Genomic DNA, 22976 nt, shown 5'->3' on the forward strand with positions numbered 1-22976 from the left:
GAGGGAGAATATGTCGACGGATATTGTGTTGATTGAAGGAGCACGAACGCCATTTGCTAAATTTTGCGGTTCGTTTCGTGAAATCTCCGCGACCGATTTAGGAGCTATTGCGGCGCGGGAAGCGATGAAAAAAGCAGGAATCGAGCCAGAAGAAATCGACCATGTTGTATTTGGCAATGTCCAGCAGTCAAGCCGGGATGCTCACTTGCTTGCTCGCCACGTCGGCTTGAAGGCCGGGGTGCCCATCGACGTGCCGGCTGTGACGGTGAACCGGTTGTGCGGAACGGGACTCGAGACGATTATCATGGCCGCGCGCCTCATTTTAACCGGGGAAGCGGAAGTGGTGCTGGCAGGAGGTACCGAAAACATGAGCCAAGTGCCGCATGTCATTCGAGGAATGCGCTGGGGAACGCCATTAGGCAGCCCGACGGTGGAGGACTGGGTGTGGGATGGGCTGTATGACACAGTTGGCGGCTGCAGCATGGCCATGACGGCTGAAAACTTGGCAAAAAAGTATCACATTACGCGCGAAGAGGCTGACCAACACGCCCTCCGCAGCCATGAGCGGGCTCTTGCGGCGATGGCCAATGGGTATTTCCGTCAAGAAATTGTCCCCGTCACCGTGCAAGGAAAAAAAGGAGAAACGATCGTTGACACCGATGAGCATCCGCGGAAGACCAGTTTGGAGCAGTTAAGGGCGCTTCAACCGCGCTTTCTCGAAAACGGAGTCGTGACACCAGGCAATGCCAGCGGGATGAACGACGGTGCGGCCGCGGTTGTTGTCGCCTCGGGGGACTACGCCGCCAAGCGCGGATTGAAACCGCTCGCCCGTCTCGTTTCGTGGGGCATCGTCGGCGTTGAACCGCAGTATATGGGAATCGGTCCGGTTCCAGCGATTCGCCAGGCGCTCGACAAAGCGAATTTATCAATTGATGACCTCGACTTGATTGAAATCAACGAAGCATTTTCAGCCCAATATTTGGCTTGCCAGAAGGAACTGGGATTTGATGATGACAAAGGCAACGTCAACGGTGGGGCGGTCGCGCTTGGCCATCCATTGGCAGCTTCAGGAACGCGCATCACGTTGACACTCGTTTATGAGTTGAAAAGAAGAGGAAAGAAATACGGTGCTTCTTCACTATGCATCGGCGGTGGCCAAGGCATTGCTGCGATCTGGGAAAGACTGTAATGGGTTAAGAGATAAACACAAAAAGAACAGGACAGTGCTTTTACAAGGGCAGTCGAGGAGCAAATGATCGCAACGGCGGTTTTTCCATATGCAACAGGAAAAACCGCCGTATTTTATTGTTGCATTAATTTCGGGGACGAGAAACAGCTTCCTATTAGGAAGGGGAATAGGAAAGATGCCCGAGTCGTTTCGATATATGTTGGGCTGTGCTGACTGTTTGGCGGATCAGCTCAGGCAGTGTTTCCACCATTTTAAATGTGGCGCCGGCCAGCCCGATGGCGCCGATGATGCCAGTTCGATCAAAAACGGGCGCGGCGACCGCCGTAAAACCGATAAATGTTTCGTCTTTATCGACAAAAAATCCGTCTTTGCGAATGAGACGCAAACGTTCAAGAAATTGATGCTTGTCCACGATCGTGTTCGGCGTATGGGCCTCCAATGGATATTTTTCGAGAATCGCCTTTGCCTCTTCATCGGGCAAGTATGCCATGATGGTTGTTCCAAGCGCCCCGTAATGCAGGACGCGCCGGCGCCCGATATATGAGCGTGGCTGAAAGCCTTCGTCGCTGTCAAGGCGGATGACGTATTGCAAGCTGTCTTGTTGGCGCACAGCAAATAGGACTGTATAGCCTGTTTGGGACTGCAAGTCATGCAAAAACGGTTCCGCCTCGCGTCGCATGTCCAGGTTTTCGAGAACGATTCCACCGTATTCGAGCATTTTATAACCGAGGCGGTATACGTTTTCCTTTTGATCGTAATGGATCAGTCCTTGCGTTTCGAGCGTCCATAACAGGCGGTAAACAGTGGCTTTCGCTAGTTTTGTTTTCGTAACAATCTCTTCAATAGAGAGGTCAGGGCGTTCAAAACTAAAACAGTTCAAGATTTGAACCGCGCGTTCCACTGAACGAATCGTCTCCACATTTACCTTTCTCATGATTGTGCTCCTCTGTAGCGATTTCGTTTTCAACACTCATTGTAACATAAAGAGATAGCCGATGCCCAGGTTAGAGAGAAGATGAAGTGTTATTTATTTTTATATTTTAAATAGTTTGACAAATATTTGGGTTTGTTGTATTATTTAAATTGCAAAAATGAATTATTAATTCACTATACGAATTGAGGGGAGAGGGGATAATGGAGGACACAAAAATGAAAGCGCTTGACCGTCTTAATGAAGAATTGGAGAAAGTGTATTTAGGGCCGTTGTGGGAGAAGCTTGGCAAAATGGTGACGCCTGAGCCTGATCACGAGGTTATGCCGTATTTGTGGAAGTGGGAGACGATCCGTAAGTATTTGCTCGAGGCTGGAGAGTTGCTTCGCTTAGGGAGAGAGAGCGAGCGTCGAGTCATTTATTTGCAAAATCCATCGCTATTGAAACAAGGTCTAATTGGTTACTCGACCAACACACTGTACGTCGGAGTGCAGCTGTTGTTGCCAGGCGAAGTGGCGCCTGCGCATCGCCATAGTCAATCGGCGATCCGATTCATTATTGAAGGAGAAGGGGCCTATACGGCCGTCGATGGCGAACGAACATATATGGAGCGCGGAGATTTGATTTTGACACCGGCATGGACGTGGCACGATCACGGCCATGAAGGGACGGAACCGGTTATTTGGATGGATGGCCTCGATGTTGGGCTGGTAAGAAACTTTGCTGGTTCGTTCTTTGAGCCGTATTCTGAAGATGTATTTCCTGTTTCTGGTCCTCACAACGGTTCAACGTTTAAATATGCAACGGGGGCGTTACGTCCGGTTTCCGACCGGAAGCGAAAAGGCTATCCTTCTCCGTTGATCGCCTATAAATGGAAAACAACGAAACAAGTGCTTGAGAACTTGTCCAAGCTTGATCCTGATCCGTATGACGGCTATGCGGTTGATTACATTAACCCGTTGACTGGGGGATCAGCGGATTTGCGCATTGGAACGACGATGCAAAAATTAACCCCTGGCATGCACACAAAGGCGCACCGCCATGTTCACAGCGCCGTGTATCACGTTCTTGACGGTGAAGGATACACGATAATCAACGGGGTCAAATTTGAATGGGCGAAAGGCGATTTCTTCATTTTGCCGCCTTGGAGTTGGCATGAGCATGTCAATACAGGAGAGGGAGACGCCCATTTATTCTCCATTAATGATTTGCCGATCATGGAGCGGCTTGATTTGGAGAGAGAAGAAGCGTATGACAAAAACGGCGGCTATCAATCTATCATTGATGTATTCGAGCCACTCTCCCAAGTCTAACATATACACCACTTTCCCATGAGACGCCTAGCGATTTTAAATGATTAGGAGGATTTGCGTTTGCATGCACCAATCAAAAAGAGGAGGTTGTACGGTTGAGGGGTCAAATGCCGAATATGGCGGAGGACATTGTTGAACACGCGGCGGTTCATTATGGGAAGAAGATCGCCATAATCGATGGCGAACATGCACTGTCTTTTGTGGAAGTGAACGAACGGTCTTTGCGACTGGCTGAGCGGTTGAGAGATTTGGGCGTGCAGAAAGGCGATGCAGTGGCAGTGCAATTGCCGAACAGCTGGGAGTTTGCTGTGGCCCATTTAGCTTTGGCGCGCCTTGGAGCCATCATGGTGCCTGTGAACTTAGTGTATCGACAAAAAGAGCTATCGTTTATGTTTTCGTTTGCCCATGTAAAAGCAGTTATTTCCATTGATCAATGGAAAGGATTCGATCATGCAGAAATGATGGAATCGCTCCGTCAGATGATTCCGACGTTGCAACACGTTATCGTCGTTGGGAGAAGAAAGCAGCCCGATCATTATAGCTTCGATGCGATGCTGACAGGAAACGGACTTTCGGCGGATCATGGCGAGGTTTCCCCGGACGATCCAATGATGATGTTGTTTACATCGGGAACGGAGTCTGACCCGAAAGCCGTCATCCATACGTATGAGACATTTATTCCTGCCCATTTGCACAATGGGCAGGAATATGGATTGACGGGTGATGACGTCATGCTTTGTTTGACGCCGATGAGTCATATGTTTTCTTTGCCGATGATTTTAATGGGCCTTTATAGCGGAGCTACTCAAGTGATGTTATCGCAATTTTCGGTTGAGCGTGTTTTAGATGCTTTCAGCCAGCATGGAGTCACCTTTTGTGTAGCTGCACCTGCCCATTTGATTGATATATTAAAAGGAACGGATGAGACAAAGGTATATCCATCAAAACTACGTCTAGTCCTAACAGGGGGGACAAAAATTCCGGCTTGGATGGTCGAATCGTTCCGTCAGCGTTTCCGTTGTAGCATCGTTGCCCAATGGGGGATGACGGAAATTGGAGCGGGATCGTTTACGCGACCGAATGATGCGCCACATCTCGCTTCTGATACGGTCGGCCGGGTGTGCCCGACGGGGGAAATCGGCATTTTTGACGAGAACCACAGGCCATTGCCAAACGGGCAAGTAGGGGAGATTGGTTTTCGCGGTCGTTCGCTGTTTAAAGGATACTATAAAAATGAAGTCGCAACTCAGCAATTCATGACGAAAGAAGGTTTTTTCCTCACTGGGGATTTAGGATGGAAAGATGAGGGAGGCTACGTTCATTACGTCAGCCGAAAAAAGGACATTATCAACCGTGGTGGACTGAAAGTGCATGCCGCAGAAATTGAGGAAGTGTTGCTTTCGCATCCGCATATTCGCCAAGCAGCAGTGATCGCAGTTCCAGACGAACGGCTCGGAGAGCGCGGCTGTGCGATCGTGTCTTTGAAAGAAGGAACGACATTTTCGCTCGAAGACATGCAACAATATTTGCTTGAGGCAGGAATGGCAAAATACAAATTGCCAGAATATTTAAAAATCGTTGATGAGCTGCCGACGACAGCATCAGGAAAAGTAAGCAAAGGAATGTTGCGGAAGCAATATGCCCAGATGGAAGTCAAGTAGAGAAAAGGAGTGGATAAATGATATGAAACTAGCACTGTTTAATGACTTTCAACTCGGAGTTATTGTCGATGATGTCATTTATGAGATTGGGAGCCGATTGTTCGGGCATCTTCATCAAGGTGTCAGTTTCTGTCCGATGACGCAGCTGATTGCTGAGTTTGATGTCTATCGTCCAGAAATCGAAAACCATTTGCACGAATGCCCGGCTTATGCACTAGCAGATGTCCGGCTGCGCCAGCCGGTGAAGAAGCCGGGGAAAATTGTGGCTGCTCCCGTCAACTATGTGTCCCACCAAAAGGAAATGAAAGTGGAGCATACGGCAAGGGGGCTCGGTTTTTTCTTGAAAGCGCCTTCTTCCATCATCGGACCTGGTGACACGATTGTTTTGCCCGATCCGAACCGCCGTTTTGACCATGAGTTGGAACTCGCATTTGTTATCGGAAAGACGGCGAAAAACGTCAAGGCGGAAAATGCCTACGAGTATATATTTGGTTACACAGGGTTGATTGATGTCACGTTGCGCCCGGATGATGTGCATCATGAGGAACGTTGTTTGCGCAAATCGTTTGATACATTCACTCCGATGGGGCCGTGGATCGTGACGAAAGAGGAGATTGGCGACCCGAACAACGTCAATATGGTGCTGACAGTCAATGGAGAAGTTCGGCAGAAAGTCAATACAAAAGAGATGATTTGTTCTATTGCTGAGCTTATAGAAATTTATTCGCGCGTTATGACGCTTGAGCCGGGCGATGTCATTACGACAGGGACGCCGGATGGCGTCGGACCGATTCATGACGGGGATGTCATCCGCATGGAGATTGAGGGGATCGGGGGTTATTCCGTCCACGTCGCCTTGGCTTCCCGCACGGCTGCATTGCGATAAAGGTAAGGGGGGATTGTTCATGGAAAGAGGATGGAAGCGGTACCATACTGTGTGGTTAATGCTCTTTTTGGGATGGGTTGTTTCCTACATTGATCGAACATTGACGGGACCTGTCGTCACATGGATGATTGAAAACAAAGTTGAGTTTTTGGCGGAATCGTCCAACCCCCACGCGCTTGGAGGTTTGCTTGGCAGCTTGTTTTTCGCCGGGTATATGCTTACGCAATTCCCCGGCGGATATTTCGGCGACAAGTTTGGCTATCGTGTCATTGTCGTCATCAGCATTGTATGGGCCGGTGTGACGACGCTGTTGACTGGATTGGTCGGTGGTTTGGTGGCGTTTATCGCCTTGCGTGTGCTTACCGGGCTTGGGGAGGGTGTCTTTTATTCGAACGACCGTTCCTTGATCACCCAAGTGACGCCACCGGAAAAAGTCGGGCTTGGGATGGGTGTCGTATTGACTGGTCTGACGCTCGGATTAACGATCGCAACAATTGCGACCCCATATGTCGTTCAGATGTTTCAGCCACTGATGGGGACGCATGCATGGAAAGCGCCGTTTTTGCTTATGGGAGCCATTACGCTTATCGTCGGCGCTATGATGTACAAATGGATGAGGCCGGACGGTTTTGCAGTGCAATCGGAGTCGTACGGTCCACCAGTGGGGCGACTGTTGCAAACTTCTTTCTTATTCTTGATCATCATTATGACTTTGTATTATGCCACGAATGCTATGCAATTATCGCCAGCGACGATCGGCCTCGTTTTGACGGCGCTGGCGGTGCTGTATATCGTGTATATTTATAAAGCAAAGAGTGAAGAAGTCGGGCCGATCCTAAAAAGCCGCAACCTATTGTTTCTATATCTTTCGTTCATTCCGGTATTATGGCATCTATGGTTTTATGGATTTTGGTCAGTGGCGATTGTGCAAGATTTTGGGGGAGGCACGCTCGTTTCAGCGGCGTTAATTGCTTCGTTTAATGCTGTTGCAGGTCTCATCGGCTTTCCACTTGGGGGGAGATTAGCTGACCGATTTGCTGACGGAGTCAACGGAAAACGTAATGTATTGGCAGTGTTGACGGGGCTGCTGACTGTCTTCATTTTCATCTTTGCCTTTTATGTAATGTCAGGGGGCAGCAATCCGGTAATCATGTCTCTTATTTTATTTACTTCCGGGGTGTTCTTTTTCGCGCTTCAACCGGTCAACCATGCCCTTACAGCTGACTTTGCTCCGCCAAAATATAAAGGTGCGGCGTTTGGGATGCTGAATTTGTTCTCCGAAATTGGAGCGTTATTAGCGCCGGTGATTTCAGGAGCCATGCGCGATCATTCAGGAAGCTGGGGAAGTGCATTGTTGCTTGATGGTATTTTAATGTCAGCGAGCTTACTGCTTGTCATTGCTGTAAAGCCTAGTTTAGAAGGTAGACTAACTACTGTAATAAACGCCCAAGAAACAGATGTAAACCATTGAAGTTGACGAAAGGAGATATTTGCATGACAGAAAAAACAAATAAACGCCCTGTCCTCGTTGTCGGAGCCGGACCGATCGGATTAACCGCCGCATTGGCGCTCTGTCATTTTGGGCTTCCTGCGACCGTATTGGAAGCGGAGCCGAAAGACCGCCTCCGTCCGGGGAGTCGGGCAATCTACTTCCATAAGGCGACGTTGCAACATTTAGAGGATATTTTCCCTGGGTTGGGCAGGGCCTTTGCCAAACACGGCGTCGTATGGCCGATCAAGCGCACCTTGTTCCGCGGCAAGGAGGTGTATATGAAGCGGTATCCGGCTCCTGATCCGAATGCGCTTCCACCGTTTACAAGCTTGCCGCAAGTCGAGGCGGAGAAGTTTTTGTATCAAGCCTGCCTGAAGGCAGGGGTCGAATTCGTCTGGGAGACGCCGGTTGCCGATGTCAAAACCGATGAGGAAGGAGCCACTGTCATCACGGCATCTGGCGAACAATGGTCGTGCGATTATCTCATTGCGGCTGACGGGGCTCGTTCGACTGTCCGCCAGTCGGTCGGCATCGAAATGGAAGGGCCGCGGACGAAAGACTACTTTGTCGTCGTGGATGTGAAAGAAGATGAAGCCGATCCGTTGCCGCTTGAGCGGGTGTTTCATTATCAGCATCCGGCTGTGGACGGGCGCAACGTCCTCTTTGTGCCGTTTGCCGGCGGGTGGCGCATTGATTTGCAATTGCTTGACGGCGATGATCCGGAGCAGTTCGGCAGTGTGGACGGCGTGAAGCAATGGCTGCCGAAAGTGATGCCGGAAAAATACGCGGACCGTATTACGTGGGTGTCGACGTACCGCTTTTTCCAGGTGGTTGCGAAGTCGCTCACTGACCGCCATCACCGTGTGCTGTTGGCTGGCGAAGCGGCCCACCTGTTTGCTCCGTTCGGGGCCCGCGGCATGAACTCCGGCGTGCCGGATGCGATTATGGCGGCCAAGGCGATTCAGACGGCGCTTCAGGCCGACACGCGTGAAGAAGCAAAAGCAGCCATTGCGGCCGCTGCGAATGAGCGCCTGATCGCGGCGCGATACAACCGCGATTGTGCGGGGATGGCGTTAGAGCACATTCAAGGAACGGATCCAGCGATCAATATGAAGCGGGAAGTAGCGGCTTCATTGGCGCCGATTTTGCCGCGTCTTGGCAAATGGCTTGATGAAGGGCCGTACGGGCCAAAATCGGGGCCGCCGCAGCTGTCAACGAAATATTGACGAGGAGGAATTGCGATGGAGTATTCTTTCCGAGTCCATTGGGGAGATACGGATGCGGCTGGCATTGTTTTTTACCCGAATTTTTATAAATGGATGGACGAAGCGACGCATCATTTTTTTGCTGAACTTGGCTATCCAACAACAATAACTATTTGAACAGAAGATAGGATTGCCGATTTTGGAGGCCAAATGCCAGTTTCGCTTCCCGTTAGTGTTTGGTGAAGAAGTCCGTATTGGTTCATCGATTACGGAAGTGCGGGAGAAGGTATTTCAAATTGTCCACGAGTTTTATGAACATGAAACAGTGGTTGCTGTTGGGTATGAGATGAGAGCATAGGCATCATTTGCTGATGGGAGGCCAAAAGCTGTTCCGATTCCTACTAATGTGAAACAAGTGTTGGTTGAACAGTTGTCTTCTCGTTCAGTAGAGTCTCAGACATAGTTCTAAAACAACTAGGAGGAGAATCATGACTACGTTGTGGCAGATGGAAAAAGAGAAATATGGCCCGCGGACTGAGCAAGTGATTTCTGTCCTTTCTGGACTGTTAAACATAGATTGGTTTGTTAATGCAGGCACTCCACATTATCGGAAAGAGGCAGAAGAAGCGATTCGTGAATGGATGGCTAGTTTTGATTTGAAGCAGTATCATTATCATATCCATTGGCTAGAAGAAGGAACGATTGTCCCTTCTTTAGCAAAGATGAACTTGGCGAAAAGCCCGTTATGGCGCTCTTTGTTTCCCATCCCGGAGCACATGAAGCAAGCGACGGCTGTTGCAGGGAGAGAAGGATGTTTGACTAGGCTGGTCGACGAAGTTCCAGCCCGTTTATTTCATCATTGTTTTGATGCGGCGTATCGTGCTTTCCATCAATACGGCTCATCAGTGGTAAAGACGGCTGTCTGCTCGGTCATGTATATCGGTGGAATGGCTTGCGCCTGGGAATCTGTTGCCGACCTTGACGGATGGGGATCAAATCCGTTTCGGGCGCTTCTGCGCGTATTTGAATATGGGCATTGCCCGTTAGGCATGGGTGATGAACAATTATATCTATTTTAGGCTTTAGGCGACGCATAGCCGCAGCACAAAAGGGGGCGAGACGAACATCTGCCCCCTTTTGTTTTTTTACTATGACAAGCTTAAGAAAGCTTGGATGGATTCAAGGCTTGGCTGTACAGGCGGCCATTGTGATAAGTCGAACGGAAAATCCGAGCCTGGAAGCACCCGATCTTGGCCGACGAGGTCAATCAATAGTTGCAGCACGCGATAATCCCAAACAACGGTGTCAAACCAAAAGCGGCGCAAATAGTCGGTTGGTGGGGCTTGCAGTAAAGAAGCCACCGGTTGCCATACGTCATACCCTTTTTGTAACCGTCCAATTTGATAAGGAAGAAAGCCGCCGCCATGGGCCAATAAAATGCGGACGTGCGGGTAGCGATCGAGCCAGCCGCCAAGCAGCAAGTCAGTAGCGCAAATGGTCGTTTCCCAAGGGACGCCAATCAAATTTGCCATTCGCCGTCTTTTTAGGCGTGGGTCGTCGCAAAGAAGCGGATGAATGAACAGAATAGCGCCTAGTGCATTGGCTTCTTCCCAAAATGGAATAAACGAATCATCGGTGAGAAGCTTCTGTTCGACAGATGGTCCGATGATCGCCCCTTTTAACCTGTTTTTCATCGCTCGCCGTAATTCTAAAGCTGCCTGTTCTGGGTCATTGAGCGGCACGGTCGCCAAGGCCGATAAGCGATCAGAATGGGTTGCGGCCAATCGGCATAGCGCATCGTTGTAAAGGCGCGCCAGTTCGTTGGTGACGGCGGCTTCCGCGTCATATAAAAACAGCTGCGGAATGGGAGAGAGGAGCGAATGGGAAACGCCCGCCCGCCGCTGCGCCTCGAGATAAGCATGAAGATCGATGAATTCCTCCTTTAGGCGAAACCCCCACTGACGGTTGATGGTCAACATCTTTTCCTTGTCATCCCAATGAACAGAGATATGGGTTTGTTCCTCTTTCAGCCACCGCATCACTTCGGGGGGAATGAAATGCGTATGGATATCAAAACATTTTCCCATAGCTTTTTCTCCTTTCTAGAAAAAGGCTGGTGAAAAACAATAATTTCTTGAAAATCATCGGTTCATGATTACAAACCAAAGACTTTTTCTGCACTGTTTTTCAGTTATTAGAGAAATAGAGAAAGTATTTGATGGTTCTCTGTTAAATCACCGGTTCTCTAGAACCATTATATCGACTGTCTTGTTGATGAGGACGACGGCCAGTAGCCGATTTTTTCTGAAATCTCACTTGCTGCGCGTTTTACTTTGGCGATGACTGTAGGATCGTATGGATGAAAACGGTGAACTGGTCCGATCACGCTGAGAGCGTAGGCGACTTTTCCAGTGTAGTCGCGGATCGGCGCTGCGATGGAAGCGACCCCTTCGCGGAGTTCCTCGATGCTGATGGCATAGCCTTGCCGGCGAATGGCATGCAATGCCTCGCGCAATATGCGAGGATCCGTCATCGTGTTCAACGTGAATTGGGTCAATCCATGCTGGATGTAAGCCTCAATGTCCTCCTCTTTTTGGTGGGCGAGCAACACTTTGCCTGAGCTTGTGCAATGAAGCGGATTTCGTCGGCCGACGTGTGAAAGAGCTTGGACAGGCTGACGGCTTTCGACTCGGTGGATGTAGATCACGCTCTGGTCGTCAAGCATGGCAAGGTGCGCCGTTTCCTGCAAGTCATCAACTAGCTGTTCCAGTATCGGTTGCGCTTCCCGGTTGATTTCTAAATGAGATGTCAACACCGTGTTCAATTGCAAAATGGTCAAGCCCAGCCGATATTTTTGCGTTTCCGGATCTTTTGTCACGAACCCTTCGCTGGCCAATGTGTGAAGAAGACGGCTGACCGTGCTTTTTGACAATCCAAGGGAAGAGGCTAATTCCGTCACTTTTTTTTCCGGTTCATCCAGTGAGAAGCTGCGCAAAATGCGAAGAGCATTTTTGACGGATGAAAGCAAATAGTCTTCGGCAGTGTGCTTCATTGAGTCTATCCCCTTTTTGATAGTTTCATATAAAAGAACAATATTTCTTATATCATAACATATTAAGAAGGTATTTTCAGATATTTACGGAGAAAAAATAAAAAAATTTTTTGATAGTTTCATATATAAGAACATCAATGTTGTATACGGGACAATAGGTTGTTATGATGGGGATAAAAGATTTCTAATTTTTCGATTTCTGCAGACTTGATGAAGGAGGAAACGATGAATGAAAACAGAAGTGGTAGCCAGCGAGAAAGTAAAGGCATTTGATTGCCAACATTTCATCAACGGGCGGTTTTTGCCTTCACAAAGCGGCAAGATGTTTCAAAACATTAATCCCGCTACGGGGGAAGTGATCGGCACCGTCTGTGAAGGGGGGAAAGAAGAGATTGATTTGGCGGTGGCCGCTGCAAAAAGGGCGCTTAGCGGACCGTGGAAGAGAATGACGACTGGGGAGCGGATCGCAGTTTTGCGCCGTATCGGCGATCTCATTTTAGAGCGCAAAGAGGAACTGGCTCGCCTCGAGTCTCTCGATACGGGGAAGCCATACTCTCTCTCCCTCACGTTGGATATTCCGCGGGCAGCGTATAACTTCCACTTTTTCGCCGACTACTTGCGATCGGTCGGCACGGAAGCGTATCAGACCGATGAGGTGGCCATCAACTATTCGATCCGCCGACCGGTCGGGGTCGTCGGACTGATCAATCCGTGGAATTTGCCGTTGCTGTTGTTGACGTGGAAGCTCGCCCCGTGTTTGGCAGCCGGGAACACGGCCGTCATCAAGCCGGCGGAATGGACGCCGCTCACCGCAACTGTATTGGCCGAAATTTGCAAAGAAGCCGGGGTGCCGGATGGCGTTGTGAATGTTGTTCATGGCTTTGGTCCGGATTCGGCAGGGGCGGCGTTGACTGAGCACCCGGATGTTGACGCCATTACGTTCACTGGAGAGACAACAACTGGAAAAGTCATTATGGCGGCGGCGGCGAAATCATTGAAAAAGCTGTCTTACGAGTTGGGAGGGAAAAATCCGAACATCATTTTCGCCGATGCGGATTTGGACGAAGCGATCGAGACGACGTTGAAATCGAGTTTTATGAACCAAGGGGAAGTGTGTCTGTGCGGGTCAAGAATTTATGTAGAGCGGCCGCTTTATGAACAATTTTTGCAAAATTTTGTGGCCAAAACGAAAGAACTCGTTGTCGGCGATCCGTTTGATCCGAGAACAAATGTCGGCGCGCTCATCAGCGAAGAGCATTACGAACGGGTGATGAGCTACATCGAGCTGGCGAAGGAGGAAGGCGGTCGTATTTTAACCGGTGGAAAGCGGCCGGACGGCTTGGATCAAGGATATTATCTTGAACCGACGATTATTGTCGGTGTCAACCGAAATTGCCGCATCGTCCGCGAAGAAGTGTTCGGACCGGTCGTGACGGTCATGCCGTTTGACGAAGAAGAGGAAGTGATCGCCCAAGCGAACGACACCCACTACGGATTGAGCGCGACGATTTGGACGAACGATTTGCGTCGGGCGCACCGGGTGGCGGCGCGCATTGAAGCCGGAATCGTTTGGGTCAATACGTGGTTTTTACGTGATTTGCGCACACCGTTTGGCGGTATGAAACAAAGCGGCATCGGGCGCGAAGGCGGCATGCATAGCTTTGAGTTTTATACAGAATTGACGAACATTTGCATTAAGCTTTAGCCGCGATGGACGAAAGAGGTGATGACGGTGAAGAAGTGGGACGATTGCGCCGAGTTGCTGCTGGCTGCTGAGAGGGAGAGACGTCCTCTCTCTCCTTTGACGACACTCGATTCGGCGCTGACCGTGTATGACGCCTATCAAATTCAATTGCGGACGATCAAACAAAAAGTAAAGGAAGGGCGCCGGATTGTCGGCAAGAAAATCGGATTGACCTCTAAGGCGATGCAACAGCTGCTTGGGGTTGACCAACCGGATTACGGCCATTTGCTTGATGATATGGCGGTGGAAAACGGCGGGGTTGTTTCGTGGGAGCGGGTGCTGCAGCCAAAGGTGGAAGCAGAAATTGCGTTTGTCTTAAAACGTGACTTAGTTGGCCCGCGCGTGACTGTCATTGACGTGCTGCTGGCGACGGATTATATCGTTCCGGCGCTGGAGATCGTTGACAGCCGCATTGCCGATTGGAACATCCGTCTTGAAGATACAATCGCCGATAACGCTTCATCGGGACTTTACGTTTTGGGGGAAAAACGGTTGTCTGTCCATGCTGTTGATATTGCGCAAATCGGCATGGCGCTCTACCGAAACGGTAAGCTGGCCAACACCGGTGTTGGGGCCACAGCGCTCGGGCATCCTGCGTTTTGCGTCGCTTGGCTGGCAAATAAGCTCTATGAATATGGAAAAGAGTTGAAGGCGGGAGAAGTGATCTTATCCGGAGCTTTGTCGGCAGCGGTGAGCGCCGAGCCCGGCGACGTGTTTTTCGCTCGCTTTGCCCATTTGGGGGAAGTACGGGTCGAGTTTGCGCCATAAACAAGGGAGGAAAAACCGTGGAGAAGATCAATGTAGCAATTCTTGGTTCTGGGAACATCGGGACTGACTTGATGTTGAAGCTTGAACGTTCGGATGTGTTGCAGTTGACAACAGTAATTGGGATCGATCCTCAATCGGAAGGGCTGCGTCTAGCAAAAGAGAAAGGGTATCACGTCATTGACAGCGGCATCCAAGCGTTTTTGGAGCATCCCGAATGGGCTGATTTCGTCTTCGACGCGACGTCGGCGAAAGCGCACATCCGTCATGCCAAACTGTTGAAGCAGGCTGGGAAGGTCGTCTTTGATTTGACTCCGGCGGCCGTTGGACCGTTTGTTGTGCCGCCTGTCAATATAACGGAACATTTGGAAGAGACCAACATTAACTTCATCACATGCGGTGGACAGGCGACGATTCCGATCGTTCATGCCATTGGGCGCGTGCAGCCGGTCGCTTACGCTGAAATTGTTGCGACGATTTCAAGCAAAAGTGCAGGGCCGGGAACAAGAGCGAACATTGATGAATTTACAGAAACGACTGCTCGAGGGCTCGAAAAAATCGGTGGGGCGAAGCGCGGAAAAGCCATCATTATTCTCAACCCGGCTGAACCGCCCATTTTGATGAGAAACACAATATACGCACTTGTCGAAGGGAAGAAAGCAGCGGCGCGGGAAATTTGCGACTCGATCGAGGAAATGGTAGAAACGATCCGCTCGTACGTTCCCGGCTATCGGCTGCGCACGAGTCCGATCATTGAAGGAAATAAGGTGACGGTCATGGTTGAAGTGGAAGGAGCGGGTGATTATTTGCCGAAGTACGCTGGAAACTTGGATATTATGACCGCCGCTGCGGTGAAAGTGGCGGAGGAAGTGGCGAAGCATCGATTATCGAAGTTGTTGGCTGAGGAGGGGAAACGATGAAGCGAGCCATTACCATTACAGAAGTGGCATTGCGCGACGGCAGCCATGCCATCGCCCACCAATATACAACAAAACAAGTGGCCACGATCGCCAAAGCGCTCGATGAAGCGAACGTTCCGTATATTGAAGTGTCACATGGAGACGGTTTGGGGGGATCTTCGCTGCAGTATGGCTTGTCGCGGACCGATGAATTTGAGCTGATTGAAACAGCTGTGGCGGTTTGCCGGCAGGCCAAAATTGCGGTGCTCCTTCTTCCAGGCATCGGGACGGTCAAGGAATTGAAGCAGGCCGCCCGCCTAGGAGCGAAAATGGCGCGCATCGCGACCCATGTGACGGAGGCGGATATTTCGGCCCAGCATATTGCCGCGGCAAAAGAGCTTGGTATGGAAACAGTCGGGTTTTTAATGATGGCGCATATGGCGCCTATCGAGATGCTTGTTCATCAAGCGCGGCTTATGGAAAGCTACGGGGCGGACGTCGTCTATGTCGTCGATTCAGCCGGTGCTCTCTTGCCGCATGAAGTGAAAGAGCGCGTTCGAGCATTAAGGGAAAGCCTTGAAATTGAAGTCGGTTTTCACGCTCATAACAATTTATCATTGGCGATGGCCAATACATTGGCCGCGATTGAGGAAGGAGCGACGCGCGTTGACGGCAGTGTCCGCTGCCTGGGGGCCGGTGCCGGCAACACACAGACGGAAGTGCTGGTCGCGGTGTTGGATCGGATGGGCATTCCGACCGGCATTGATTTGTATAAAATGATGGATTTAGCTGAGCAGCTTGTGGCGCCGATCTTGCCAAAAGCCCAAGAGATTACGCGTGACAGTTTGACGCTCGGATATGCTGGCGTCTATTCAAGCTTTCTTCTTCACGCGCAGCGCGCCGCCCGAATGTTTGGCCTCGATGCTCGCGATATTTTAATTGAACTCGGCCGGCGGAAGGTTGTCGGCGGGCAGGAAGATATGATCGTCGACGTCGCTGCGGAAATGGCGCGTCAAAAAGCGGCTGTAGGAGAGGGGGAGTAAGGTGACTTCTCTTGACTACGAAAAACTCGCTATGGAGCTTTTGAACGCTGAGCATGAGAAGAGAGAAATGGTTCGTCTCACAATCCAATATCCAAATATGACGGTCGAGGAAGCGTACGCTATACAAGAACAACTCGTGGCGATGAAACAGGCAGACGGCTATCGGATCATCGGCCCGAAAATGGGATTGACGAGCGCTGCGAAAATGGCGCAAATGGGGGTGAATGAGCCGATCTACGGGTATGTGTTTGATTATATGATCGTCCCTAACGGAGGGACGGTGGCCATGAACGAACTGATCCATCCGAAGGTGGAAGCGGAAATCGCCTTCATTTTAAAAGAGGATGTCCAAGGGCCGGATATTGACGCGACGGACATTTTAGCGGCAACGGAGTATATCATCCCAGCGCTGGAAATTATCGATAGCCGCTATGCTAACTTCGAGTTTGCCTTGCCGGATGTGATTGCCGACAACGCTTCCTCATCTAGGGTCGTATTCGGAAACCGCCTCGTTCCTCCCGTCTCCCTTGAACTCGACTTGCTTGGAGTGAGTTTATCCATCAACGGTGAAGGGAAGGCGTTCGGCGCTGGCGCGGCGGTGTTGGGGCATCCGGCCAACGCGATTGCCATGCTAGCCAACATGTTGTCCAGAAAAGGAAAAGGATTGAAAGCGGGGGAAATCATTTTAGCCGGAGCGATGACGGAAGCTGTCCGCTTTGTGGCAGGGGATGTTGTGTTTGCCCAGTTTGACCAATTAGGAACGGTTTCGTTCCGATCGACAGATTGATGAAAGGATGAGCCGCATGCCGATTGTTCATATTCATCTGCTCGAAGGAAGGCCGGAAGAAAAGATTAAAGAAGTGATTCGCGAAGTAACCGGTACAATCAGCACTGTTTTAGGCTCGCCAAAGGAAAACGTGCGGGTGATCGTATCAGAAGTGCCGAAATCTCATTGGGGTGTCGCCGGCATCCCAATGTCAGATAAACAACGAAAATGAAAAGGGGGAAAAATCACGATGAGTTTGGAATTAGCCATGCTTGTGCCGCATACGCCGAGAATGTGTTTTGAGGATCGAACTCCTGAGTTTCAACATGAACTCGTCAAAGGGATGCACGAAGTGGCGAAAATCATCGAGCAAGTCAAACCGGATACTCTTGTTTTGATTTCTTGCCATTGGATGTCAAGCTTCGACCATTTTGTCGATGCTACACCAAGACATAAGGGGGTATTGACCGCCGTAGAATGTCCTGATTTGATTGCCGATGTCCCTTATGATTATCCAGGGGATGAAGAGCTTGGCAAACAACTTGTAAAGGCGGGGAAAGAAGCCGGGCTGCGGGTCGTTGAAGTCAATGACCCGACCTACATTTGGGATTACGGGACGGTTGTTCCGCTCCGCTATTTAGCGCCGAATGAGGACATCGCCGTCATCAGCCTATCGGTGACGTGGGCGGCGAACTTGGAAGAAACGTACACATGGGGGCAAGTAATCGGCAAAGTGCTGCGCGAAAGCAAAAAAAAGACGATGTTTGTATGTAGTGGTGCACTGGCGCATAATCTCGTCCGTCGGCCCGAGGCGCTGCCGACATTGGCCGAGCAGGCATTGGATCGGCAATTTTTGCAATACTTACAAAGCAATAATGTGCAAGCCGCCTGGAACATGCTTCCACAGTACGCGCGTGCAGCGGGTGTTGAATCCGGAGGGCGCCACCTGGCTGCCTTGCTCGGTGTCATTCAAGAAAACTATCAAAGCCGTTATTATGGGTATGGTCAATCATCCGGCAGCGGGAATGTCGTGATGACGTTTGAACCTGCTCCTGCTCAGTACAAGATGGTGTACATTCCTCAACAGACTACACAGCACTCGTGAACGTAGCTTCATTAGGTTTTCTACTAAAAAAGCAAACTCATTTTGTTTCATATAGAGGAGTACAACGCTTTCATATGCAACAACTTTTGCATTAATATAATAGTTGTAATCTTTTAAATATTTACAATATATTACGTGGCCTGCGCTAGGGAGGGATTCCGATTTTTTGATTGCAATCTATTCATTTGACAAAAAATGAAAACGCTTTAATAACAAAGGGGGCGAGAAGAATGAGGAAAACGAAAGGGATTTGGAAACGGGCAGCAGGGGTGATGGCGATGGCCGCCCTGCTCATGACAACGGGATGCGCGCAAAGCAGCACATCGAGCGGATCCGGTTCGGATGATAAAGGAGGAGGTTCGGGGGGATCGGTCAAAATTGGTTTTATTCTTTCCCAAACCGGTACGTTTGCGCCTCTGTCCGAGGGGATTGTAAACGGATTCCAATTGTATTTGGAGCAGCATAACGGGATGCTTGGCGGGAAGAAAGTCGAAATGAAGGTAGAAGATGATGAAGCGAACCCACAGGTGGCTTTGCGCAAATATCGGCAACTCGTTCATGGGGAAAAAGTTGATATCCTGGTAGGGCCGATTTCTTCAGCGGTTGCGTATGCATTGCGTGATGAAGTCGAAAAGGATAAAAAAGTGCTAATCGATGCCAACGCTGCTGGTGATGACCTTTCGTGGAGCAAAAAGAGCGATTACGTCTATCGTGTCTCGTTCTCGAACTGGCAAAACGGCAGCAGCACCGCGAAATATTTAGCAGAACAAGTAGGCAAAAAAGCCGTTATCCTTGCGCCGGACTATCCAGCCGGAAAGGAAGTGCTTCGGGCGTTCAAGGCTGCCTTTGAAGCGGCGGGCGGAAAAGTCTTGAAAGAAATTTATCCGAAATTGAACACGAACGACTTTGCTCCGTATCTTCAAGAGGCATCAGCGGAAAAGCCGGATTTCATTTACGCGTTCTTTACTGGAAGCGACGGTATTCGGTTTATTACCCAGTATAAAGAATTTGGTTTAAAAGGGAAGATTCCGTTGACAGGCCCCCTGGAGTTTGGGGATGAGCTTTTGACTCAGCCGACTGGTGAAGCGGCTGAAGGAATCATTGCCGGCATCAACTATTCACCGTATTTGGATAATGAACAAAACAAACAATTTGTTGAAGCTTATAAAGAGAAATATGGGAAATTGCCAAATATTTTTGCTGTCCAAGGATATGACTCAGCAGCAGCGATTGATCAAGCAATAAATAAAGCTGGGAGTTTAAACTCTCAGGATTTGATTAAAATCTTGAAAGGCATTTCTCTCGATAGTCCGCGTGGCAAAATTACGATCGATCCGGCAACACATAACCCGATTCAAAATTTCTATATTTCAAAAAATGTTTTAAAAGACGGTGCAATTGTTCCTCAAATACTTGAGACGGTAGAGAATGTAAAGATGCCTGAGGCCTCGCCGTTTTAATTCATCAACAAGGAGGAGATGATCGTCTCCTCCTTGCTAAAAAATTAGTGATGGAACTTAATTTTTTCTGAACAAAGTATGACATATTTTGAAACAGTCAAGTACAACTTCTGAATGAAGATGCTAAAAATTTAGAGAAAAAGGTGGGATCAGGGGTGTCCGCCATTTCAGCACAGTTGTTGACAGGAGTGGCCTATGGGATGCTCTATTTCATGATTGCTGCTGGTTTGACGATTATCCTTGGGGTCATGAATGTCGTAAATCTTGCCCATGGAACGTTGTTTATGCTTGGCGCTTATATTGCGTTTACTTTTATCAATGAAGAACTAAATTTTTGGATTGCCTTATTTCTAGCTGTCTTTCTGACAGCTATATTCGGATTATTCCTGGAAAAATGGCTGATTAAGCATGTATATGGCAAAGAGCTTGAACAAGTGTTGCTGACCTTTGGGTTAAGTTTCATCATTGCCGATGCTGTTGAATGGATATGGGGAACGGAGATGCACACGCTTCCTGTACCAGATTTGTTGAGCGGATCATTATCCATTGGAGACACGGCGTTTCCGGTTTATCGGCTATTTGTTGTCTTTATTGGCTGCCTATTGGCTTTGTTGCTATGGTACTTGGAAACGAAAACGCGTATTGGGGCGATCATTCGTGCAGGTGTGGACGACCGTGCCATGGTTAGCGCCCTTGGCATCAATGTTGGGCTCGTCTTTACCGGGGTATTTGCGTTTGGGGCGGCGCTGGCAGGATTGAGCGGCGTATTGGGCGGGCCGTTGATCGGCATGTATACGGGAATGGACAGTGAGATTCTCGTCACGTCTCTCATTGTCGTCGTTATCGGCGGTTTAGGCTCATGGAAGGGCTCGTTTATTGGAGCGATTGCCATCGGAGTGATTGAAACGCTCGGAAAGGTATGGTTCCCGTCTTTATCGATGTTGACGGTGTTTCTCATCATGATGATTGTCCTCATCATCCGTCCGCAAGGATTGTTCGGAAGAGAGGTGGCATAGAGTGAAAAAGCTGTTGCTTGGCGTTGTGTTGCTGATTGCTCTTGTTTTCGCTATGCCGCTTGTTCTGTCCGATTTCGGGATCAATTTGGCGACGGAGATTTATATCATGGCGATTTTTGCAATGAGCCTCGGGTTGATCATGGGCTATGGGGGAATGGTGTCGCTTGGGCATGCCGGCTTTTTTGGCATCGGCGCTTATACGGTTGCGGTCATTGGTCAGCATGTAGCGAACACATACTTGCTGCTTCTGTTGTCCGTTGTCATTTCCGGGCTGATTGCCTTGGTCACCGGAGCTGTGTTTATCCGTACGTCCAAATTTTACTTTTTGATGATTACCCTCGCATTTGGACAATTGCTGTATGTTTTGTTTTGGCAATTAAAGCCTTGGACAGGCGGAGCAGATGGAATGTCCGTTTCCGCTGTCATGAATTTTGGTTTTGGAGAAATTGTGTCTCCAAATGCTCTCTATTATGTGATGGGGATCGCTTTTGTCATGTCTTACTTTCTTTTGTATCTGTTTGTGGGATCACCGGCCGGAAAGATTACGAGAGGTGTAATGGAAAATGAGGCACGGATGAGCGCTCTCGGTTATAACGTTCGAGTCTACAAACTTCTCGTTTATACATTGTCGGGATCATTGGCGGGACTGGCTGGTGCGCTTTATGCCTATTTTAACGTCTTTGTTTCACCGGATTTATCCAGCTGGATGTTTTCTGGGCAAGTGATGGTGATGGTGATTATCGGTGGAGTCGGCACGCTGCTTGGACCGGCGCTTGGGGCCAGCGTCTTTGTTTACTTGCAAAATTTTATGAGCACGTATACCGAACGATGGCCGATGATCATGGGGGGACTGCTTGTCGCTCTTGTTCTTGCTGGAAAAGGAGGACTTATTCATTGGCTGCAACACGGAAGGCATTTTTTGGTTTTCCGCAAACAGACAGGTAAAGCGGTTTCGCAACAACCGGTAAAGAAGGGGGAGGCAGTCCATTGAGTCTGCTTAAAGTAGAAAACATTAGCAAATCGTTCAAAACGTTGCAAGTGTTGCGCAACGTTTCTTTGGAGGTGGGCCCTGGAGAGCGCCATGTCATCATCGGTCCAAATGGTGCAGGGAAAACGACTCTTTTCCATTGCATAACGAACATTCTGCCTATTGATGCCGGTGCTGTGTATTTGGACGGAAAAGAGATCAGCAAACTTCCTGCCCACCGCCTTGTCCATTTAGGGATATCGCGGACGTTTCAAAAAAACAACCTATTTGGCGACTTGACGGTGGAAGAAAATATTCATTTGGCGCTCGCAGCGAAAAAACCGTATCGGTACGATATTTTTTCGCCCCTGACCGTCCGGTCCGATATACGCAAGGAAACAAACGATATTTTGGAGCAATGGGAAATTGCCGATCGCCGTCATGTAAAGGTGAAACATCTTTCCTATGGGGAGCAGCGATTGCTTGAAGTGTTGTTGGCCATGGCCAGCAACCCGAAAGTTCTTTTGCTTGACGAACCGACATCCGGAATGTCGCCAGCGGAAACGGCGCAGACAGCGGCAATGATTCAAAAATTGCCCCGTTCTATAGCGCTAGTGGTGGTGGAACATGATATGGATGTCGTCTTTTCCATTGCGGACCGCATCACGGTTCTGCATCATGGGGAAGTTATCTTAAGCGGATCGCCAGACGAGATTAGAAACAATGAGATGGTTAAGAAAATTTACTTCGGGGGAGGAGCGAAACAACATGCTTGAGCTTCAAGATGTTCATTCTTATTACGGAACAAGCTACATTCTTCAAGGAGTGAGTTTTTCTGTTCCACAGGGAAAATGCGTCGCCCTGCTCGGGCGAAACGGAGCAGGGAAAACGACCACCATCCATACAATTGTCGGGTTGCATAAAGCAAAACAAGGAAGCATCCGGTTTAAAGATCAACCGATTGAATCGCTTCCTCCCCATCAAATTTCCCGCCTTGGCATTGGCTTCGTGCCGCAGGGGAGAAGAATTTTTCCGTCGCTGACGGTAAAAGAAAACTTGACGATGCCGGCACGGAAACGAAAGCAGGAAGGCCGCGGCCATTGGGGGCTGGAGAGAATTTATGAATTGTTCCCTGTCTTAAAGGAACGGGAAAACAACTTCGGCACGCAGTTATCAGGCGGCCAGCAGCAAATGCTGGCCATCGGGCGGGCGCTGATGACCAATCCAGAGTTTTTATTAATGGATGAACCATCTGAAGGATTGGCTCCGGTCATCATTGACCAAGTTGGGGAGATTATCGTTCAGTTGAAAGAGGCGGGGTTATCGATTTTAATTGTGGAGCAAAACATCTCCCTAGCCTGCAAGGCAGCAGATGTAATCTTAATTATGAATAAAGGAAAAATCGTATGGAGCGGTTCGCCGGATGAATTGATGGTCAATGAAGATGTCCAGCATAAGTATTTGGGGGTTTCGGCTTGAGAT

The 22976-nt window shown here is 49.4% G+C and carries 22 protein-coding genes and 1 pseudogene; 20 read left to right on the forward strand and 3 right to left on the reverse strand.

Going from position 1 to position 22976, the window contains the following annotated elements:
• The first annotated feature begins 10 nt into the window (after nt 1-10).
• Nucleotides 11-1189, forward strand: coding sequence for an acetyl-CoA C-acetyltransferase (locus GHH_RS07270; RefSeq protein WP_015374657.1), 1179 nt, complete (start codon nt 11-13; stop codon nt 1187-1189).
• 154 nt (nt 1190-1343) lie between these two features.
• Here the strand turns inward: GHH_RS07270 and GHH_RS07275 are convergent, their stop codons facing one another.
• Entirely contained in the window at nt 1344-2123 is a 780-nt protein-coding gene (locus GHH_RS07275; protein WP_013145554.1) for an IclR family transcriptional regulator, read from the reverse strand.
• Nucleotides 2124-2338: 215 nt separating this feature from the next.
• Between GHH_RS07275 and GHH_RS07280 the strand changes: the two genes are divergently transcribed.
• From GHH_RS07280 to GHH_RS07310, 7 genes and pseudogenes are all read left to right on the forward strand, one after another.
• Entirely contained in the window at nt 2339-3433 is a 1095-nt protein-coding gene (locus tag GHH_RS07280; protein WP_015374658.1) for a cupin domain-containing protein, read from the forward strand.
• Between the two features lie 107 nt (nt 3434-3540).
• Nucleotides 3541-5094, forward strand: coding sequence for a class I adenylate-forming enzyme family protein (locus tag GHH_RS07285; RefSeq protein WP_015374659.1), 1554 nt, complete (start codon nt 3541-3543; stop codon nt 5092-5094).
• A gap of 22 nt (nt 5095-5116) precedes the next feature.
• Entirely contained in the window at nt 5117-5980 is an 864-nt protein-coding gene (locus GHH_RS07290) for a fumarylacetoacetate hydrolase family protein (RefSeq protein ID WP_015374660.1), read from the forward strand.
• A 19-nt stretch (nt 5981-5999) separates the two neighbouring features.
• Nucleotides 6000-7451 (forward strand): MFS transporter, encoded by a 1452-nt coding sequence (locus GHH_RS07295; RefSeq protein ID WP_015374661.1) that lies wholly within the window; start codon nt 6000-6002, stop codon nt 7449-7451.
• A gap of 23 nt (nt 7452-7474) precedes the next feature.
• Nucleotides 7475-8698, forward strand: coding sequence for an FAD-dependent oxidoreductase (locus GHH_RS07300; RefSeq protein ID WP_015374662.1), 1224 nt, complete (start codon nt 7475-7477; stop codon nt 8696-8698).
• A gap of 15 nt (nt 8699-8713) precedes the next feature.
• A pseudogene (locus GHH_RS07305) lies at nt 8714-9140 on the forward strand (acyl-CoA thioesterase).
• 25 nt (nt 9141-9165) lie between these two features.
• Complete coding sequence (locus GHH_RS07310; RefSeq protein ID WP_013523582.1) at nt 9166-9756, forward strand: hypothetical protein; 591 nt, start codon at nt 9166-9168, stop codon at nt 9754-9756.
• 69 nt (nt 9757-9825) lie between these two features.
• Here GHH_RS07310 and GHH_RS07315 read toward each other — a convergent pair whose 3' ends face one another.
• A complete protein-coding gene (locus GHH_RS07315) occupies nt 9826-10764 on the reverse strand; it encodes an amidohydrolase family protein (protein WP_013523583.1) in 939 nt (312 codons plus the stop codon).
• A 167-nt stretch (nt 10765-10931) separates the two neighbouring features.
• The gene (locus tag GHH_RS07320; protein ID WP_013523584.1) at nt 10932-11729 is read right to left on the reverse strand and encodes an IclR family transcriptional regulator; all 798 of its coding nucleotides are present in this window, start codon (nt 11727-11729) and stop codon (nt 10932-10934) included.
• Nucleotides 11730-11958: 229 nt separating this feature from the next.
• Between GHH_RS07320 and GHH_RS07325 the strand changes: the two genes are divergently transcribed.
• The 12 genes from GHH_RS07325 (at nt 11959) to GHH_RS07380 (ending at nt 22973) form a co-directional block, all read left to right on the forward strand.
• Nucleotides 11959-13434 (forward strand): 2-hydroxymuconic semialdehyde dehydrogenase, encoded by a 1476-nt coding sequence (locus GHH_RS07325; protein ID WP_015374663.1) that lies wholly within the window; start codon nt 11959-11961, stop codon nt 13432-13434.
• Between the two features lie 21 nt (nt 13435-13455).
• On the forward strand, nt 13456-14241 hold the full coding sequence (locus GHH_RS07330) for a 2-keto-4-pentenoate hydratase (protein ID WP_033004686.1): 786 nt from the start codon (nt 13456-13458) through the stop codon (nt 14239-14241).
• A 17-nt stretch (nt 14242-14258) separates the two neighbouring features.
• On the forward strand, nt 14259-15158 hold the full coding sequence (locus GHH_RS07335; protein ID WP_013523587.1) for an acetaldehyde dehydrogenase (acetylating): 900 nt from the start codon (nt 14259-14261) through the stop codon (nt 15156-15158).
• A complete protein-coding gene (dmpG, locus tag GHH_RS07340) occupies nt 15155-16180 on the forward strand; it encodes a 4-hydroxy-2-oxovalerate aldolase (RefSeq protein WP_015374664.1) in 1026 nt (341 codons plus the stop codon). Before GHH_RS07335 ends, dmpG begins: the two co-directional genes overlap by 4 nt.
• Nucleotide 16181: 1 nt before the next feature.
• Nucleotides 16182-16967 (forward strand): 2-keto-4-pentenoate hydratase, encoded by a 786-nt coding sequence (locus GHH_RS07345; RefSeq protein ID WP_015374665.1) that lies wholly within the window; start codon nt 16182-16184, stop codon nt 16965-16967.
• A gap of 7 nt (nt 16968-16974) precedes the next feature.
• Nucleotides 16975-17178: a 4-oxalocrotonate tautomerase gene (locus GHH_RS07350; RefSeq protein WP_223810902.1), complete on the forward strand. Its 204-nt coding sequence runs from the start codon at nt 16975-16977 to the stop codon at nt 17176-17178.
• An 18-nt stretch (nt 17179-17196) separates the two neighbouring features.
• A complete protein-coding gene (locus GHH_RS07355; protein WP_013145539.1) occupies nt 17197-18051 on the forward strand; it encodes an extradiol ring-cleavage dioxygenase in 855 nt (284 codons plus the stop codon).
• 230 nt (nt 18052-18281) lie between these two features.
• Nucleotides 18282-19511 (forward strand): ABC transporter substrate-binding protein, encoded by a 1230-nt coding sequence (locus GHH_RS07360; RefSeq protein WP_015374667.1) that lies wholly within the window; start codon nt 18282-18284, stop codon nt 19509-19511.
• Nucleotides 19512-19666: 155 nt separating this feature from the next.
• Entirely contained in the window at nt 19667-20527 is an 861-nt protein-coding gene (locus GHH_RS07365) for a branched-chain amino acid ABC transporter permease (RefSeq protein WP_013523592.1), read from the forward strand.
• 1 nt (nt 20528) lies between these two features.
• Nucleotides 20529-21518: a branched-chain amino acid ABC transporter permease gene (locus GHH_RS07370; RefSeq protein WP_015374668.1), complete on the forward strand. Its 990-nt coding sequence runs from the start codon at nt 20529-20531 to the stop codon at nt 21516-21518.
• A complete protein-coding gene (locus tag GHH_RS07375) occupies nt 21515-22270 on the forward strand; it encodes an ABC transporter ATP-binding protein (protein WP_013523594.1) in 756 nt (251 codons plus the stop codon). Before GHH_RS07370 ends, GHH_RS07375 begins: the two co-directional genes overlap by 4 nt.
• Complete coding sequence (locus tag GHH_RS07380) at nt 22263-22973, forward strand: ABC transporter ATP-binding protein (protein ID WP_013523595.1); 711 nt, start codon at nt 22263-22265, stop codon at nt 22971-22973. The genes GHH_RS07375 and GHH_RS07380 overlap by 8 nt, the downstream gene beginning before the upstream one ends.
• Nucleotides 22974-22976: the final 3 nt, after the last annotated feature.

The sequence above is a fragment of the Geobacillus sp. GHH01 genome (assembly GCF_000336445.1).
In the GTDB taxonomy this organism is placed as follows: domain Bacteria; phylum Bacillota; class Bacilli; order Bacillales; family Anoxybacillaceae; genus Geobacillus; species Geobacillus zalihae.